This is a genomic window from Acidovorax sp. GW835-FHT14B10, from assembly GCF_058793725.1.
This window is the reverse complement of the sequence record NZ_JBXAGC010000002.1, coordinates 295,079-311,361: the sequence shown is the minus strand read 5'-3', so window position 1 is coordinate 311,361 and position 16,283 is coordinate 295,079. Positions and strand designations below refer to the sequence as shown.

Here is a 16,283-nt window from a genome sequence, read left to right as displayed (position 1 = left end):
GTGAAACGACTTTGCGCCGATGATAGTGCGGGTTCCCGTGTGAAAGTAGGTCATCGTCAGGCTCTTACAGCCCAGAAAACCCCAGTCTCATGAAGACTGGGGTTTTTTGCTTTGGAACACCAGATTTATCTGCCGGGCTTCCTCTCAGCGCACACATCGATCCCTATCCCTCGCCTGGCCCCCAGCCGCCACGAGGCAATGGTGGCTGGCGAGAATGCCTTGGCGTCACAATGCAAGCACCTCTCAGCTCTGACGCAAAGCTGCTGCGGAACTCGCCTCGCCTTGATCAAAAGACGACGGCTCCTTCGTCTGATTCATGCTCCGCCCGGCACGCGAAATCTTTGAACCCCGGCCTGATCAAGAAGCCGCTCCAATTTCCCCTCCATCCACAGATAGTGCAGATGCGCCAGAGCCTCGCCCATGGCGAACGTCATCTGGTGCGTGTCCAGCGTGCGCTGAAACAGGATCGGTAAGGCGTCAGCAGCACTCAGTGCGCGGTTTTGGGCGGCTTGCATGATTTCCTCAAGCCGCTCGCGGTGGTGGGTCTGCAATTGGGCGATGCGTTTGGCCAGGCCGGTAAAGGGTTTGCCGTGTGAGGGCAGCACCAGCGTGTTTTCCGGCAGATCCAGATAGCGCAACAACGAAGTCAGGAACAGTTGCAGCGGATTGGCCTCCGGCTCACTGGCATGAACGCTGACATTGGTAGAGATGCGCGGAAGCACCATGTCGCCGCTGATGAGCGTGGTCAACTCCACGCTGAACAAGGCGATGTGCTCGGGCGCGTGGCCGTAGCCGCTGATGCAACGCCACGCCCGTCCTCCGATGTCCAAGGTGTCTCCGTCCATCATCCTGCGAAAACGAGGTGGCAATGCGGGAACCAGGGTCGGGAAATACGAAGACCGGCCTCGGACATGGGCTAAAAAGGCGGCATCTTGCGCACCGTGCAGGGCATAAAAGTCCGCCCCCGCTTCTCCGCCAAACCCTTGTGGGTCGTACACGGCGACCCGTGCCACGTTGTAGTCAGTGGCACTGATCCACAAACGCACGTCCCAGCGCGCGCACAACCAGTGCGCCAGACCAATGTGGTCTGGATGCATGTGGGTCACGATGACGCGCAGGATGGGCAAGCCCCCCAGGCAATTGACGAATACCTGCTCCCACTGCGCACGGGTGGTCGCGCTGTCGATGCAGCAGTCCACCACGGTCCACCCGTCCACCAGCACACCGCTGGCATCAGGCTGCCGGTCGCGCAGTAGCCACAGATTGATGTGGTCGAGTGCGAAGGGAAGGCCCATGCGTATCCAGTAGACACCCGGCGCGATTTCGATGGCGTCGCCCTCTGGAGGGAGCATGTCACCCAGCGGATAGTGGATCTGGTGTTCTAGTGGATTCATGGCAGCAACTGGATGGGTTAGCATTGACGTTAACGTAAACGTTATGCACTCAATGCATTGTAGGGAGCTGCAGCCACCGGGCTGTCTCCTGTGCGAAACCGACACTGCTGCGTGCAGCACCCACCATGGCCAATACCTACACCATCAGTGATCTCGCCAAAGAGTTCGATCTCACCACCCGAGCAATCCGTTTCTACGAAGACATGGGCTTGTTGCAGCCTGAGCGCACTGGGTCTGCGGGCCGCAACCGGGTGTATAGCGCGCGCGACCGCACGCGGCTGCGCCTGACGTTGCGGGCCAAGCGCCTCGGGCTGTCCCTGACGGAAGCCAAGGAGATCATCGACCTCTATGACAGCCCCCGCGATACAGGCGTGCAACTGCGCAAATTCCTGGACGTGCTGGTCGTCCATCGCAAGCAGCTCGAAGAGCAAATGGCCGATCTGCAGGCCAACCTGGAAGAGGTGCGGGAGCACGAAGAAGAAGCGCGAACGCTGTTGGTCAAGGTGGAAAAGCAAAATTGATTCATAATTGACGTTTACGTAAACGTAAATCAGGAGAGCACAGTGAGTCTGCCCCCTTTTGAGCCGCGTTGCCTCGACTATGCCGACCGTGTGCGCGACAGCTTTGCGCGCCAGGGGGCCATGCAGACCTTGGGCGCCGCGCTGGGTCTGGTCGCGCCGGGCGCGGTGGATATTGAGTTGCCATGGGCTGCCGCGCTGACCCAGCAACACGGATTCCTCCATGCCGGCATGGTCGCTACAGCACTGGATTCGGCGTGCGGATATGCCGGTTTCACCCTGATGGCGGCCGCTGCTGCCGTGCTCACCATTGAATTCAAGATCAACTTGCTGGCCCCGGCCAAGGGCGAGCGGTTTCGCATGGAAGGGCGGGTGCTGAAACCCGGCCGCACCATCACCGTGTGCGAAGGCCGCGCCTTCGCCATCGAGGGCACCCAAGAAAAGCTGGTCGCCACCATGGGCTGCACCCTCATGGCAGTGACCGGGCGCGACAACATCCAGGGCTGAAGCCAGTCCATTTCACTACCCGTTACGAGGAGACATTCACCATGAGTATTCCCACCAACCTTCCTGGCCTCAACTTCCAGCTGGGCGAAGACATCGACGCTCTGCGCGACGCCGTGCGCGACTTTGCGCAGTCCGAGATCGCTCCCCGTGCGGCAGAGATCGACCGCAATGACCAGTTCCCCATGGACCTGTGGCGCAAGATGGGTGAACTCGGCGTGCTGGGTATCACCGTGCCCGAGCAATACGGTGGTGCCGCCATGGGCTACCTGGCCCACATGGTGGCCATGGAGGAAATCTCGCGTGCCAGCGCCTCGGTCGGCTTGTCCTACGGCGCACACAGCAACCTGTGCGTGAACCAGATCAACCGCAACGGCAACGAGGCCCAGAAGGTCAAGTATCTGTCCAAGCTCATCAGCGGCGAGCACGTGGGCGCGCTGGCCATGAGCGAACCCGGCGCGGGCTCGGACGTGATCAGCATGAAGCTCAAAGCCGAGGACAAAGGGGGCTACTACCTGCTCAACGGCAGCAAGATGTGGATCACCAACGGCCCCGATGCCGACACGCTCGTGGTCTATGCCAAGACCGAGCCTGAACTGGGCGCGCGCGGCGTGACCGCTTTCCTGATCGAAAAGGGCATGAAGGGCTTCTCGATTGCGCAGAAGCTCGACAAGCTGGGCATGCGCGGTAGCCACACGGGCGAGCTGGTGTTCCAGGACGTCGAAGTGCCCGCAGAGAACGTGCTGGGTGGCCTGAACCAGGGCGCCAAGGTGTTGATGAGCGGCCTGGACTACGAACGTGCGGTGCTCACCGGCGGCCCGCTGGGCATCATGCAGTCCGTGATGGACAACGTGATCCCTTACATTCACGACCGCAAGCAATTTGGCCAGAGCATTGGCGAGTTCCAGCTCATCCAGGGCAAGGTGGCCGACATGTACACCGTGCTGCAGGCGGGCCGCTCGTTTGCCTACACTGTGGCCAAGAACCTCGACATGCTGGGCACTGACCACGTGCGCCAGGTGCGCAAGGACTGCGCCAGTGTGATCCTGTGGTGCGCCGAGAAGGCCACCTGGATGGCAGGTGAAGGCGTGCAGATCTATGGCGGCAACGGCTACATCAACGAATACCCGCTGGGCCGCCTGTGGCGCGATGCCAAGTTGTATGAAATCGGCGCGGGCACCAGCGAGATCCGCCGCATGCTGATTGGCCGCGAGCTGTTTGCTGAGACCTGCTGACCTGCCCCTACTGAAAAAACCTCACAGGCCAAAACACCATGCCTTCCTCGATCGACGACCTGTTTGTTCACAATCGCGCCTGGGCAGCCCGGATGGAGCGCGAGCGGCCCGGCTTTTTCACCAACCTGCTGGCGCAGCAGAAGCCCAAGTACATGTGGATCGGCTGCTCCGACAGCCGGGTGCCTGCCAACCAGATCACGGGCCTGGAGCCCGGTGAAATTTTCGTGCACCGCAACGTGGCCAATGTGGTGGTGCCCACTGACTTGAACTGCCTGTCCACCATCCAGTACGCGGTGGACCAACTGCATGTAGAGCACCTCATGGTGGTGGGGCACTACGGCTGCGGCGGTGTGCTGGCCGCGCTGGAGGGCACCCGCGTGGGCCTGGCGGACAACTGGATCCGCCACGTGACCGATGTGCGCGACCGCCACCGCGATCTGATCGCCGCCACCGCACCCGAGTGGCGCCACGACGTGCTGTGCGAACTCAACGCCATCGAGCAGGTGGTGAACATTGCCCAGACCACCGTCATGCTGGACGCCTGGGGCCGGGGCCAGAAGGTCACGCTGCATGGCTGGTGCTACGGGCTCAAGGACGGGCTCATCAACAACCTGCACATGTCGGTGGACAGCACCGAAGGCCTGGAATCGCTGTACAAGGCAGCGATTGCCGGCGTGGCTGCTACCCGGCGGCAGTAAGCAGGGCGCCCCTGCCCACGCAAGCGACGGTTGCACTGACAAGGATGCCGCCACCATGTTCCCGCAACGCCTTGATGCCCCCCAGGCCTATGGCATTGCCAAGGCCATGATGGACGGCTTCAACCGCCACTACCGGCTGTTCCGCACCGAGTCCGCACGGGCCAAGCACCGCTTTGAAACCGCCGACTGGCATGGCCAGCAGCGGGCGCAGCGCGAGCGCATCGAGTTCTACGACCTGCGGGTGAAGGAGTGTGTGCGCCGCCTGGAGAAAGAGTTCGAGGCCGGCGTGCAGCCCATGGATGTGTGGCACCAGGTCAAGCTGCACTACATCGGTCTGCTGGTCAACCACCACCAGCCCGAGCTGGCCGAGACCTTCTTCAACTCGGTCACCACCAAGATCCTGCACCGCACGCATTTCCACAACGACTTCATCTTTGTGCGGCCTGCGGTCAGCACCGAATACATCGAGAACGACGAGCCCGCCGCGCGGCCCACCTACCGCGCCTACTACCCCACACGCGAGACGCTGGGAGACACCTTCCAGACCATCATTGAGAACTTCCAGTTGCAGCGCGAGTTTTCCGACCTGGCGCGTGACACCGCCTGGGTGGTGGCCGCCATGCGTGGCCGCCTCGACAAGGTGCGGCTGCGCACCAACTTCCAGATCCAGGTGCTCACCAGCCTGTTCTTTCGCAACAAGGGCGCCTATGTGGTGGGCAAGATCATCAACGGCTTCAACGAGGTGCCGTTTGCGCTGCCCATCCTGCACGACGACAGCGGCAGGCTGTATATCGACGCGGCCCTGTTTGGCGAAGACGACCTGCAGATGCTGTTCAGCTTTGCCCGTGCCTACTTCATGGTGGACATGGAGGTGCCCAGCGCCTACGTGCAGTTTTTGCGCAGCCTCATGCCGCGCAAGCCGCGCGCCGAAATCTACAACGCCCTGGGCCTGGCCAAGCAGGGCAAGACGCTGTTCTACCGCGACTTTCTGTACCACCTGAAGCATTCCAGCGACCAGTTCCGCATTGCGCCGGGCATCAAGGGCATGGTGATGCTGGTGTTCGACCTGCCGAGCTTTCCGTTCGTGTTCAAGCTCATCAAGGACTACTTCCCGCACCAGAAGGAAACCACGCGCGAGCAGATCAAGGGCAAGTACCTGCTGGTCAAACAGCACGACCGCGTGGGCCGCATGGCCGACACGCTGGAGTACAGCGAGGTGGCCTTCCCGCGCGACCGGTTCGACGGCGCGCTGATTGCCGAGATCGAGAAGTTCGCCCCCAGCCAGCTCGAAATCAGCGACCGTGATGGCGACGGCCAGACTGAGGTGATCATCAAGCACCTCTACATCGAGCGGCGCATGATTCCGCTCAACATCTACCTGCAGGAAGCCTTCGACACCGGCCTGTCCGACCCGCGCGCGCGCCAGCAGATGGAGCACAGCGTCATCGAATACGGCAACGCCATCAAGGACCTCGTGGCCGCCAACATCTTCCCCGGCGACATGCTCTGGAAGAACTTTGGCGTTACGCGCAACGGCAAGGTCGTGTTCTACGACTACGACGAGATCGAATACCTCACCGACTGCCACTTCCGCCGCGTGCCCACGCCGCGCAACGAGGAAGAAGAGATGAGCGGCGAGGTCTGGTACAGCGTGGGCCCGCGCGATGTGTTCCCCGAAACCTTTGGCCCCTTCCTGCTGGGCAACGACGCGGTGCGCGAGGTGTTCATGCAGCACCACGCCGACCTGCTCGATGCCGCGTTCTGGCAGTCGCACAAGGAGCGTATCCAGGCAGGCCACATGTTCGATGTGTTCCCCTACGACACGGAGCGGCGCTTTGCGCAGGGCGCTGCGGCCCGCTGACCGCTCGCCAAGCCCAGGTTTTCACCCCCCATTTTTCCTCTGACCATTACCCAGGAGAGCTTCACCATGTCCATCCAAGACCCCATCGTCATCGTTGGCGCCGCGCGCACCCCCATGGGCTCGCTGCAGGGCGACTTTTCCAGCCTGGCTGCACACGACCTGGGCGGCGCTGCCATCCAGGCCGCCATCGCGCGCGCCGGTGTGTCGCCCGACCAGGTGGGCGAAGTGCTGTTCGGCAACTGCCTGATGGCGGGCCAGGGCCAGGCGCCCGCGCGCCAGGCGGCGTTCAAGGGCGGGCTGCCCAAGGAGGCGGGCGCCGTCACTTTGAGCAAGATGTGCGGCTCGGGCATGAAGGCCGCGATGTTCGCGCACGACATGCTGCTGGCCGGCACGCACGATGTGATGGTGGCGGGCGGCATGGAAAGCATGACCAATGCCCCCTACCTGCTGCAAAAGGGCCGCGGCGGCTACCGCCTGGGCCACGATCGCATCTTCGACCACATGATGCTCGATGGCCTGGAAGACGCTTACGAGCCCGGCCGCTCCATGGGTACCTTTGGCGAAGACTGCGCCGCCAAGTACCAGTTCACGCGCGCGCAGCAGGACGCATTTGCCACGGCCAGCGTGCAGCGCGCCAAGGCAGCCACCGAGTCGGGCGCGTTCGCGGCCGAGATCGTGCCGGTGACCGTCAAGACCCGCGCGGGCGAGACCGTGGTCTCGGTGGACGAAGGCCCCGGCAAGGTCAAGCTCGACAAGATCGCCACGCTCAAGCCCGCCTTCAAGAAGGACGGCACCATCACCGCCGCCTCCAGCTCCAGCATCAACGACGGCGCGGCCGCGCTGGTGATGATGCGCGCATCCACCGCACAAAAGCTCGGCTGCAAGCCCCTGGCCCGCATCGTGAGCCACGCCACACACGCGCAGGAGCCCGAGTGGTTCGCCACCGCGCCGCTGGGGGCCACGCAGAAGGCGCTGGCCAAGGCCGGCTGGGCCGTGGGTGATGTGCAGCTGTGGGAGATCAACGAAGCCTTCGCCGTGGTGCCCATGGCGCTGATGAAAGAGCTGGATCTGCCGCACGACAAGGTCAATGTGAATGGCGGCGCCTGCGCGCTGGGCCACCCCATTGGCGCCAGCGGCGCGCGCATCATGGTCACGCTGATGTATGCGCTCAAGGCGCGCGGCCTCAGCAAGGGCCTGGCCACGCTGTGCATTGGTGGTGGCGAGGCCACGGCGGTGGCGATCGAGCTGGTCTGAGGGCGATCGGGGCCGGGCCACCCGTTGGCCTGGCCTGCGCCCCAACCATGGTGGCGGGCTCTTTGGTGCACCGCGACCCCCTGTTGGTGGTGCACGTAATACTCTTTATTTGATAGCTGTTTGCGCTTTTTTCATACGCACCAGAGTCCTATTCCATGTCCAATATTCTGATCATCGGTGCCTCGCGTGGCCTGGGCCTGGAGTTCGCGCGCCAGTATGTGGTGGCGGGCGACCGCGTGCTGGCCACCGCGCGCGACACCGCCGGGCGCGAGCGCCTGCAGGCGCTGGGCGTGGAGAACGTCCTGACGGTGGATGTGGCCGATCCCGCCAGTGTCAGCGGCCTGGCCTGGATGCTGGACGGTGAAAAGATCGACACGGCGATCTACGCAGCCGGCGTCATGGACCGCGGCAATGCGCTCTCGCCGCCCACGCGTGAGCGGTTCGACCGGGTCATGCACACCAACGTACTGGGTGCCATGCAGGCCATTCCGCAGGTGGCCCCGCTGGTCGAGGCCGCGCAAGGGCGCTTTGCCTTCATCAGCAGCGAGCTGGGCCGCATCGGCGGCGTCACAGGCAGCCACACCTGGCTGTACCGCGTCAGCAAGGCCGCGCTCAACATGGCAGTGGCCAGCGCCCAGCACGACTACCCGCAGGCCACGCTGGTGGCGCTGCACCCCGGCTGGGTGCAGACCGACATGGGCGGCGCGCAAGCCCCGCTGACCGCGCCAGAGAGCGTGGCCGCCATGCGCGCCACGCTCGCGCGGCTCACGCCCGCGCACAAGGGCCAGTTCCTGCAGCGCGATGGCACGCCCTTTGCCTCGTGGTGAGGGCCGCAGGCTTTCGATACCCGCAACCCACAACACCCCCAAGCACCCGGAGACAACGATGCTGCTGACCCAAGACCAGGAAATGATCCGCGACGCCGTGCGCGACTTTGCCCAGACCGAACTCTGGCCCCACGCCGCGCGCTGGGACAAGGAGCACCATTTCCCCAAGGAGGCCCACCAGGGTTTGGCCGCGCTGGGCGCCTACGGTATCTGCGTGCCCGAAGAGTTTGGCGGGGCCCATCTCGACTACGTCACGCTGGCCCTGGTGCTCGAAGAAATCGCCGCGGGCGACGGCGGCACCAGCACCGCCATCTCGGTGACCAACTGCCCCGTCAACGCCATCCTCCTGCGCTACGGCAACGCCTGGCAAAAGCGCGACTGGCTCACGCCGCTGGCGCGCGGCGAGATGCTGGGCGCGTTTTGCCTGACCGAACCGCATGTGGGCTCCGACGCCTCCGCACTGCGCACGACCGCGGCGCGCCAGGGCGACGAATACGTGATCAACGGCGTCAAGCAGTTCATCACCAGCGGCCAAAACGGCCATGTGGCCATCGTCATCGCTGTGACCGACAAGGGGGCGGGCAAGAAGGGCATGAGCGCCTTCCTCGTGCCCACCAGCAACCCCGGTTACGTGGTGGCGCGGCTCGAACACAAGCTCGGCCAGCACAGCAGCGACACGGCGCAGATCAACTTCGACCACTGCCGCATCCCCGCCGAGAACCTGATCGGCGCCGAGGGCGAGGGCTACAAGATCGCGCTCGGGGCCCTGGAGGGCGGCCGCATCGGCATCGCCGCGCAAAGCGTGGGCATGGCCCGCAGCGCGTTTGATGCGGCGCTGGCGTATTCGAAAGAGCGCGAGAGCTTCGGCCAGCCCATCTTCCACCACCAGGCCGTGGGCTTTCGCCTGGCCGACTGCGCCACCCAGATCGAGGCCGCGCGCCAGCTCATCTGGCACGCCGCCGCGCTGCGCGACGCGGGCCGCCCCTGCCTGAAGGAAGCCGCCATGGCCAAGCTCTTCGCCAGCGAGATGGCCGAGCGCGTGTGCAGCGCCGCCATCCAGACCCTGGGCGGCTACGGCGTGGTCAGCGACTTCCCGGTGGAGCGCATCTACCGCGACGTGCGCGTGTGCCAGATCTACGAGGGCACGAGCGACGTGCAGAAGATCATCATCCAGCGCGCGCTGGCGTGATTGGTTGTGAATTTGCTATTTAAAAGCTAGCTATTTGCGCTTGTCTGTCAAGCGCATGCACCCAAAACGGGTCTAAAAGTGGCCATCACCCCCGGTGCTGTGTCGCGCCCCTTTGAGTGCGCACGGTCACTCCTGGCGTGTCACGGTGAGGCGCAGGAGCGCCAAGAAACATGCAAGCCATCACTCTGCGCAGCACAAACCCCCGCCGTTTATTTTTGATCGCACCTCGGTGAGCGCCGGAGTCTGCGGCGCGACAGTTTTCACTGATTTTTCTTTTGATATATGTCAATGCGGGTAATCCCTTGCTTCTTAAGATCAAATCAAATTGTTGCTTATACGGTTTGATGTCTTAGACAGGCCGGGCCGTGCAAGGCAAACACTGCAAAACGAGCGAGGAGCGCTGCAATGCCTACCACCCCAGGTACCCCATCCAATCCGCCCAGCAAGCGTGGATTTCTGCAAGACCTTTTGGGCGCAGCCTTGGCGTCGGTGGCGTTGCCCGCTACGGCCGTGGCTGCTGTCACCGCACCCACGCCCGCCCTTGGCATGGGCGCACAGCCTCCGCGCCGCCCCGGCATGGAGGGCAAGCGCTTTGGCATGCTGGTGGATCTGCGCAAGTGCATCGGCTGCCAGGCCTGCACGGTGAGCTGCTCGGTGGAGAACCAGCCGCCCATCGGCCAGTTCCGCACCACGGTGCTGCAGTACGAGATCAACAAGACCGATGGCAGCGCGCCCGCCATGGTCAGCCTGCCGCGCCTGTGCAACCACTGCGACGAGCCGCCCTGCGTGCCCGTGTGCCCGGTGCAGGCCACCTTCCAGCGCACTGACGGCATCGTGCTGGTGGACAACGAGCGCTGCGTGGGCTGCGGCTATTGCGTGCAGGCCTGCCCGTACGACGCCCGCTTCATCAACCACGAGACGCAGACCGCCGACAAGTGCACCTTCTGCGAACACCGCCTGGAAGTCGGCCTGCTGCCCGCCTGCGTGGAAAGCTGCGTGGGCGGCGCACGCGTGATCGGCGACCTGAATGACCAGGGCAGCGAGATCAATCGCCGCATGGCCGAGCACAAGGACGAGATCAAGGTACTCAAGCCCGGCATGAACACATCGCCGCGCGTGTTCTACATCGGCCTGCCCGATGAGTTCGTCAACGGCGTGGACGGCCAGGCCAGCGTGCGCCTGCTGTCCGACCACTGAGCCCAAGGAGCGCACCATGCAAATCATCGAACTCCTGACCCCGCACTATGAAGCGGCCTGGCTGCCTTGGGCCGTGCAGTACTTCTTCCTGGTCGGCGTGGCCACTGGCGCCGCCATCCTGGCCGCGCTGTGCGCCTGGGGCAAGGACGGCGGCACGCTGCAGCGCCTGCTGCCCGCCGCCGTGCTGACGTTGGCCGTCAGCAGCATTGCCGCACCCGTGTCGCTGCTGGCCGACCTGCACCAACCCGCGCGCTTCTGGCACTTTTATGCGCACTTCACGCCCTGGTCGTGGATGTCGGTCGGCGCGCTGCTGCTGCCCGTGTTCGTCACGCTCAGCGTGGCGATGTGTGCCGCCTGGTGGCTGGGCAAGCCCGGCTGGATGCGCCTGCTGTCGCCGCTGCTCGTGGTCTCGGCGCTCACCATTTCCTTCTACACCGGCGCCGAGATGATGGTGGTGCGCTCACGCCCCCTGTGGAACACGCTGTGGGTGCCCGTCAATCTGGCGCTGACTGGCTGGCTGGCCACCGTGGGCTCGGCTTTCGTGCTGGAGCGCTTCCTGCCCGCCACGCTGCGCCCCGGCGCTGCCGCGCTGCAGACACTGCGTGGCATGGGCATGGCGCTGGCCGGCGCGCTGCTGGTGGTGGCACTGGCCTGGGCCATCAGCGGCATGGCGGGCGACAGCCCTTCGTTCAATGCCGCGGCGCGCCTGTGGAACGACTTCCCCGTGTGGCGCCTGACGATGGTCGGCTCGGCCATCGGCGGCGCGGCCGTGCTGGGGGCGCTGCTGCGTGGCCGCCACCGCCTGCACGCCAAGGGCTACACGCTGGTGTTGGGCCTGGGGCTGGCCGCAGCGGCCTGGGCCTTCCGCTGGGCGCTGTTCATGGGTGTGCAGGGTGTGCCCAAGTTTGGCGCAGGCCTGTACCTGTACCACATGCCCCTGGGCGGTGACGGGCTGCTGGGCATGGTGGGCATAGCGGGCCTGTGCGTGGCGCTGGTAGCCATGGCCAGCTGGGCGCTGGAGCAGTTCCCAGTCCGCAAGGTCCCCATGGCCACCGCCGCCTGAAAATAGGCCTCTAACGCAATAACGGCAAGCGCAGGCAGCTATCAAATTTAACGTGATACCTGCAGGCGCCGCACTTGAAAGCGCAGACCATGACTGACAAGAACAAGCACCCCTCCCCAGACACCGTTAACAACCCCGACGCTGACCGCCGCCGCCTGCTGCTGCGCGGTGGCGCCGTGGCCGGTGGCCTGGCAGCCTTTGCCGCAGGCTATGGAGAGACCGTGGCCAAGGGCGCCAAGGGGCTGCTCACCGGCACCTCTGGCACCGCCACCAAAAGCGCCACGCGCGGCAACTCGCTCACGCCCGAGTTCCGCATCGACCCCGTGACGGGCCAACTCACCACGCAGCCCGGCCAAGTGGTCAGCCCCAGCAGCTGCCTGGGCTGCTGGACGCAGTGCGGCATTCGCGTGCGCGTGGACACCGAGCACAACAAGATCATCCGCGTGGCTGGTAACCCCTACCACCCGCTGGCCACCACCCACCACGCGCCCATGGAAACGCCCGTGCGCGAGGTGTACGCCATGCTGGGCGGCGACAACGGCCTGGAGGGTCGCGCCACCAGCTGCGCACGCGGCTCAGCCATGCTGGAGCACCAGACCGCCGCCCACCGCGTGCTCACACCGCTCAAGCGCGTGGGCCCGCGTGGCTCCGGCCAGTGGAAGAGCATTTCGCTGGAGCAGCTGGTCAAGGAAATTTGCGAGGGCGGCGACCTGTTCGGCGAAGGCCCTGTGGATGGCCTGGCCGCCATCCGCGACGTGAAGACGCTGATCGACCCCGAGAACCCCGAGTACGGACCCAAGGCCAACCAGCTGCTGGTGACCGACGCCTCCAACGAAGGCCGCACGCCGCTCATCAACCGCTTTGCGCGCCAGTCCTTCGGCACGGTGAATGTCTCGAACCACGGCTCCTACTGCGGCCAGACCTACCGCGTGGGCACGGGCGCGGCGCTAGGCGACATGGCCGGGCAACCCCATGGCAAGCCAGACTGGAAGAACTCGCGCTTCGGCCTGTTCATCGGCACGGCGCCGGCGCAGTCGGGCAACCCCTTCCAGCGCATGGGCCGCGAGCTGGCCGAGGCCCGCTCGCGCGACGACGACACCTACCGCTACGTGGTGGTGTCGCCCGTGCTGCCCATGTCGTCCAGCCACGCGGCGGGCGACAACAACCGCTGGCTGCCCATCAAGCCCGCCACCGACCTGGCGCTGGCCATGGCGCTGATTCGCTGGATCATCGACAACGAGCGCTACGACGCCAAGTACCTCACCCAGCCTGGCCCGGCCGCCATGGCAGCCGCGGGCGAGGCCAGCTGGAGCAACGCCACCCACCTGCTCATCAACGACCCCAAGCACCCGCGCTATGGGCAGTTCCTGCGCGGCGCCGACCTGGGCCTGCCCATGCCCGAGCCGGTGGACGAGAAGACCCCTGCCGAAGATGTGTATGTGGTGCAGGTGGCCGATGGCAACGGCGGCTTCAAGCTGGTACCCCACACCGTGGCCCAGCCGGCCGAGCTGGTGGTGGAGCGCGAGTTCACCCCGCTCAAGGCCGCGGATGCTACCGAAGAGCCCAAGCCGATTGCCGTGTGCACCTCATTCGTCAAGCTGCGCGAGGAAGCGCGCCGCAAGGCACTGCAGGAATACTCCGACCTGTGCGGCGTGCCGGTGAACGAGATCGAAGACCTGGCGCGCGAATTCACCAGCCATGGCAAGCAGGCCGTGGCCAACTCGCACGGCGGCACCATGAGCGGCGCGGGCTTCTACACCGCCTACGCCATCGCCATGCTGAACAACCTCATCGGCAACCTGAACGTCAAGGGCGGCTGGGTGCTGGACGCCGGCCCGTTCGGCCCCTTCGGCCCTGGCCCGCGCTACAACTTCGCGCAGTTCGAGGGCGCGGTCAAAGCCACGGGCGTGGCGCTGTCGCGCACGCGCTTCCCGTACGAGAAGACCAGCGAGTTCAAGCGCAAGAAGGAAGCCGGCCAGAACCCCTACCCCGCCAAGGCACCGTGGTACCCGGCGCCCGGGGGCCTCTCCAGCGAAATGCTGGCCGCCGGCCTGCTGGGCTACCCCTACCCGGTGAAGGCGTGGATCAACCACATGAGCAACCCGGTGTACGCCATCTGCGGCTTCGAGAACACGCTGGCGCAGGCCATCATGGATCCGAAGAGGCTACCGCTGTTCATCTCGGTGGATCCGTTCATCAACGAGACCTCGGCCCTGGCCGACTACATCGTGCCCGACACCGTCACGTACGAAAGCTGGGGCATTGGCGCCCCCTGGGCCGACGTGATCGCCAAGAGCAGCACCGTGCGCTGGCCCACCGTGGAGGCGGCCACCGCCAAGACGGCCGACGGCAAGCCCGTGAGCTTCGAGAGCTTCGTCTTCGCCTTGGCCAAGCAGCTGCAGCTGCCCGGCTTTGGCAAGGGCGCGATGAGCACCAAGGACGGCGAGCCGCTCGACCTGGAAAGCGCCGAAGACTTCTACCTGCGCGGCATGTGCAACATCGCCTACCAGGCCGGCAAGCCCGTGCCCGAAGCCAGCGACGACGATATCGCCCTCACCGGCGTCAGCCGCTGGATGCCCGAGGTGGAAAAGCGCCTCAAGCCCGAGGAAGTGCGCCGCGTGGCCATGGTGATGAGCCGCGGCGGGCGCTTCGACAAGATCGACGACGCCTGGAAGGGCGAGCAGGTCAAGGCCGCCTACAAGGTTCCGGTGCAGCTGTGGCACGAAGGCCTGGCCAAGATGCGCCACTCCATGACCGGCGAGCGCTACGTGGGCTGCCCCACCTGGTTCCCCACCCGCTTTGCCGACGGCAGCAGCATGCGCGAGCGATTCACCGAGCAGGACTGGCCGCTCACCATGAGCTCGTACAAGTCCAACCTGATGAGCAGCATGTCGATTGCCGCCTCGCGCCTGCGCCAGGTGCACCCGCACAACCCCATTAGCCTGAACCAGGAGGATGCGGCCAAGCTGGGCATTGCCAACGGCGACCGCATCGAGGTCAGCACCCCCGGCGCCAAGCTGCAGGGGGTGGCCCTGGTGCGCAGCGGCATCGCCCAGGGCGCCCTGGCCATCGAATACGGCTACGGTCACAAGCAGCTGGGCGCCGCAGTCCACACCGTGGACGGCAAGCCCATGCTCCACAACCCACAGCACGGCAATGGCGTGAACCTGAACGCCCTTGGCTTTGCCGACCCCACGCGCCCTGCCAAGGACAACGTGTGGATCGACTGGGTGTCGGGGGCGGTGGTGCGGCAGGGGCTACCGGTGCGCATCAAGCGGGTGTGAGAGCCTGCGATCGTTTCATGGGTTGCGTTGTGCCCCCCAAAGGTAGTGGATGCAAGGCGCCCACTGCGAGGCACACTGATGTGCGGCGAGAGTGGGCAACGGCCGCAGACACTGCCCTTGCGGGACAACCCCATGGGTACGCGACGTGCAAAAGATCATCGTCCAGTGTGCGCTGGCGTGATTGTTTGTGAATTTGCTATTTAATTAATAGCTGTGAGTGGTTTATAGGTAAGCGCTAGGGTCGATAAATCATCGGAATTCTGGCTGGCATCAACCCCGGCGCTTGAGCACCACCGTGATCTGCCCATTGGTCTCGATGGTGGCGCGTTCCACCTCGTGCGCGTCCAGGCAACCGCCCGCGCGCAGGGCGGCTTCCACATCGGTGGGGGTCAGCAGCTCCTTGCGCATCAGCGCCTCGTTGAGCTGGCCCTGGTCGATCAGCACCTGGGCCTTGCCATCCACCCAGCGCCCGATGCGTGGGAAGTGAAAGCCCAGCCGCGCCAGCACGATATGGCACAGCATCAGCGTGCTGGCCGCGATCAGGCCGCCCACCAGCGAGTTGTCGCCGGCGTTCATCGAGTTCTGCACGGCGTTCGACAGGATCAGCAGCAAGATCAGGTCGAACGGCTCGTACTGCCCCGTCTGCCGCTTGCCCGACAGGCGCAAAAACACCAGCAGGAACAGATAGACCACCACCCCGCGCAGCACAAACTCCCACCACGGCACGCTCATCGCGAACATCGGCATCTCCCTTGCATGCGGCGGCGGCTGCCGCGCTGGCTGCAGTCTACGTTCAATAATCGACCTGTTTTCTTGCCCGCACCGCAACGCCATGCCCCAGCCCTCGACCCCCTTGCCATGCCCCTGTGGCGCCCTGTCGCCCCGGCGCACTCCGCTGGCCTATGCCGACTGCTGCGGCCGCTATGTCGAGCATTTCGATACCACGCCCGCGCCCGACGCCGAGCGGCTGATGCGCTCGCGCTACAGCGCCTTTGTGCGGGAGCGGGGCGACTACCTGCGGGCCACCTGGCACGCCAGCCAGCGGCCGGACACGCTCGCGTTCGAGCCCGGGGCGCATTGGCTGGGCCTGGAGGTGCGCAGCCACCGCGTGCTGGATGCCGACCACGCCGAGGTCGAGTTTGTGGCCCGCTACCGCGTGGCCGGGCGCGCCGTGCGCCTGCACGAGCGCAGCCGTTTCGTGCGCGAAGCCGGGCGCTGGTTCTACGTGGATGGCGACAGCCGCTGATTTCCAACCAGAA

General features: G+C 65.1%; 14 protein-coding genes. 12 read left to right on the top strand and 2 right to left on the bottom strand.

All coding sequences use genetic code 11. From position 1 onward, the window contains the following. Positions 1–314 precede the first annotated feature (314 nt). Positions 315–1,394: an MBL fold metallo-hydrolase gene (locus tag AC1Q5S_RS03345; protein WP_492238332.1), complete on the bottom strand. Its 1,080-nt coding sequence runs from the start codon at positions 1,392–1,394 to the stop codon at positions 315–317. A 125-nt stretch (positions 1,395–1,519) separates the two neighbouring features. On the opposite strand from AC1Q5S_RS03345, the gene AC1Q5S_RS03340 reads away from it, so the two are divergent. The 11 genes from AC1Q5S_RS03340 (at position 1,520) to AC1Q5S_RS03290 (ending at position 15,024) form a co-directional block, all read left to right on the top strand. Then, positions 1,520–1,915: a MerR family transcriptional regulator gene (locus AC1Q5S_RS03340; protein WP_108624541.1), complete on the top strand. Its 396-nt coding sequence runs from the start codon at positions 1,520–1,522 to the stop codon at positions 1,913–1,915. Positions 1,916–1,957: 42 nt separating this feature from the next. Further along, entirely contained in the window at positions 1,958–2,419 is a 462-nt protein-coding gene (locus AC1Q5S_RS03335; RefSeq protein ID WP_492238331.1) for a PaaI family thioesterase, read from the top strand. 41 nt (positions 2,420–2,460) lie between these two features. Then, complete coding sequence (locus tag AC1Q5S_RS03330) at positions 2,461–3,651, top strand: isovaleryl-CoA dehydrogenase (RefSeq protein WP_492238330.1); 1,191 nt, start codon at positions 2,461–2,463, stop codon at positions 3,649–3,651. 38 nt (positions 3,652–3,689) lie between these two features. After that, positions 3,690–4,349 carry a carbonate dehydratase gene (gene can, locus AC1Q5S_RS03325; protein ID WP_303836421.1) on the top strand — a complete coding sequence of 220 codons (660 nt, stop codon included), beginning with the start codon at positions 3,690–3,692 and terminating at the stop codon, positions 4,347–4,349. Between the two features lie 55 nt (positions 4,350–4,404). Beyond that, the gene (aceK, locus tag AC1Q5S_RS03320) at positions 4,405–6,210 is read left to right on the top strand and encodes a bifunctional isocitrate dehydrogenase kinase/phosphatase (protein ID WP_492238329.1); all 1,806 of its coding nucleotides are present in this window, start codon (positions 4,405–4,407) and stop codon (positions 6,208–6,210) included. A 66-nt stretch (positions 6,211–6,276) separates the two neighbouring features. Then, positions 6,277–7,464 (top strand): acetyl-CoA C-acyltransferase, encoded by a 1,188-nt coding sequence (locus AC1Q5S_RS03315; protein WP_303836418.1) that lies wholly within the window; start codon positions 6,277–6,279, stop codon positions 7,462–7,464. 155 nt (positions 7,465–7,619) lie between these two features. Next, on the top strand, positions 7,620–8,291 hold the full coding sequence (locus tag AC1Q5S_RS03310; RefSeq protein WP_492238328.1) for an SDR family oxidoreductase: 672 nt from the start codon (positions 7,620–7,622) through the stop codon (positions 8,289–8,291). 58 nt (positions 8,292–8,349) lie between these two features. Continuing rightward, positions 8,350–9,480 (top strand): acyl-CoA dehydrogenase family protein, encoded by a 1,131-nt coding sequence (locus AC1Q5S_RS03305; RefSeq protein ID WP_492238327.1) that lies wholly within the window; start codon positions 8,350–8,352, stop codon positions 9,478–9,480. 405 nt (positions 9,481–9,885) lie between these two features. Next, positions 9,886–10,677, top strand: coding sequence for a sulfate reduction electron transfer complex DsrMKJOP subunit DsrO (gene dsrO / locus AC1Q5S_RS03300; protein WP_303836412.1), 792 nt, complete (start codon positions 9,886–9,888; stop codon positions 10,675–10,677). A gap of 16 nt (positions 10,678–10,693) precedes the next feature. Further along, the gene (nrfD, locus tag AC1Q5S_RS03295) at positions 10,694–11,740 is read left to right on the top strand and encodes an NrfD/PsrC family molybdoenzyme membrane anchor subunit (RefSeq protein WP_492238326.1); all 1,047 of its coding nucleotides are present in this window, start codon (positions 10,694–10,696) and stop codon (positions 11,738–11,740) included. Between the two features lie 89 nt (positions 11,741–11,829). Then, on the top strand, positions 11,830–15,024 hold the full coding sequence (locus tag AC1Q5S_RS03290) for a tetrathionate reductase subunit A (RefSeq protein WP_492238325.1): 3,195 nt from the start codon (positions 11,830–11,832) through the stop codon (positions 15,022–15,024). A gap of 270 nt (positions 15,025–15,294) precedes the next feature. Here AC1Q5S_RS03290 and AC1Q5S_RS03285 read toward each other — a convergent pair whose 3' ends face one another. Further along, the gene (locus AC1Q5S_RS03285) at positions 15,295–15,765 is read right to left on the bottom strand and encodes a DUF421 domain-containing protein (RefSeq protein WP_303836407.1); all 471 of its coding nucleotides are present in this window, start codon (positions 15,763–15,765) and stop codon (positions 15,295–15,297) included. A 91-nt stretch (positions 15,766–15,856) separates the two neighbouring features. Here AC1Q5S_RS03285 and AC1Q5S_RS03280 point away from each other — a divergent pair, with 91 nt between their 5' ends. Beyond that, on the top strand, positions 15,857–16,270 hold the full coding sequence (locus AC1Q5S_RS03280; RefSeq protein WP_492238324.1) for a YchJ family protein: 414 nt from the start codon (positions 15,857–15,859) through the stop codon (positions 16,268–16,270). Positions 16,271–16,283: the final 13 nt, after the last annotated feature.

Excerpts from the sequence above, each read along its gene's own strand:
- AC1Q5S_RS03280 (WP_492238324.1), top strand. The coding sequence starts at position 15,857 with ATGCCCCAGCCCTCGACCCCCTTGCCATGCCCCTGTGGCGCCCTGTCG.
- AC1Q5S_RS03305 (WP_492238327.1), top strand. The coding sequence starts at position 8,350 with ATGCTGCTGACCCAAGACCAGGAAATGATCCGCGACGCCGTGCGCGAC.
- AC1Q5S_RS03345 (WP_492238332.1), bottom strand. The coding sequence starts at position 1,394 with ATGAATCCACTAGAACACCAGATCCACTATCCGCTGGGTGACATGCTC.
- AC1Q5S_RS03285 (WP_303836407.1), bottom strand. The coding sequence starts at position 15,765 with ATGTTCGCGATGAGCGTGCCGTGGTGGGAGTTTGTGCTGCGCGGGGTG.
- AC1Q5S_RS03340 (WP_108624541.1), top strand. The coding sequence starts at position 1,520 with ATGGCCAATACCTACACCATCAGTGATCTCGCCAAAGAGTTCGATCTC.
- aceK (WP_492238329.1), top strand. The coding sequence starts at position 4,405 with ATGTTCCCGCAACGCCTTGATGCCCCCCAGGCCTATGGCATTGCCAAG.
- AC1Q5S_RS03315 (WP_303836418.1), top strand. The coding sequence starts at position 6,277 with ATGTCCATCCAAGACCCCATCGTCATCGTTGGCGCCGCGCGCACCCCC.
- nrfD (WP_492238326.1), top strand. The coding sequence starts at position 10,694 with ATGCAAATCATCGAACTCCTGACCCCGCACTATGAAGCGGCCTGGCTG.
- AC1Q5S_RS03310 (WP_492238328.1), top strand. The coding sequence starts at position 7,620 with ATGTCCAATATTCTGATCATCGGTGCCTCGCGTGGCCTGGGCCTGGAG.
- can (WP_303836421.1), top strand. The coding sequence starts at position 3,690 with ATGCCTTCCTCGATCGACGACCTGTTTGTTCACAATCGCGCCTGGGCA.
- dsrO (WP_303836412.1), top strand. The coding sequence starts at position 9,886 with ATGCCTACCACCCCAGGTACCCCATCCAATCCGCCCAGCAAGCGTGGA.
- AC1Q5S_RS03330 (WP_492238330.1), top strand. The coding sequence starts at position 2,461 with ATGAGTATTCCCACCAACCTTCCTGGCCTCAACTTCCAGCTGGGCGAA.
- AC1Q5S_RS03290 (WP_492238325.1), top strand. The coding sequence starts at position 11,830 with ATGACTGACAAGAACAAGCACCCCTCCCCAGACACCGTTAACAACCCC.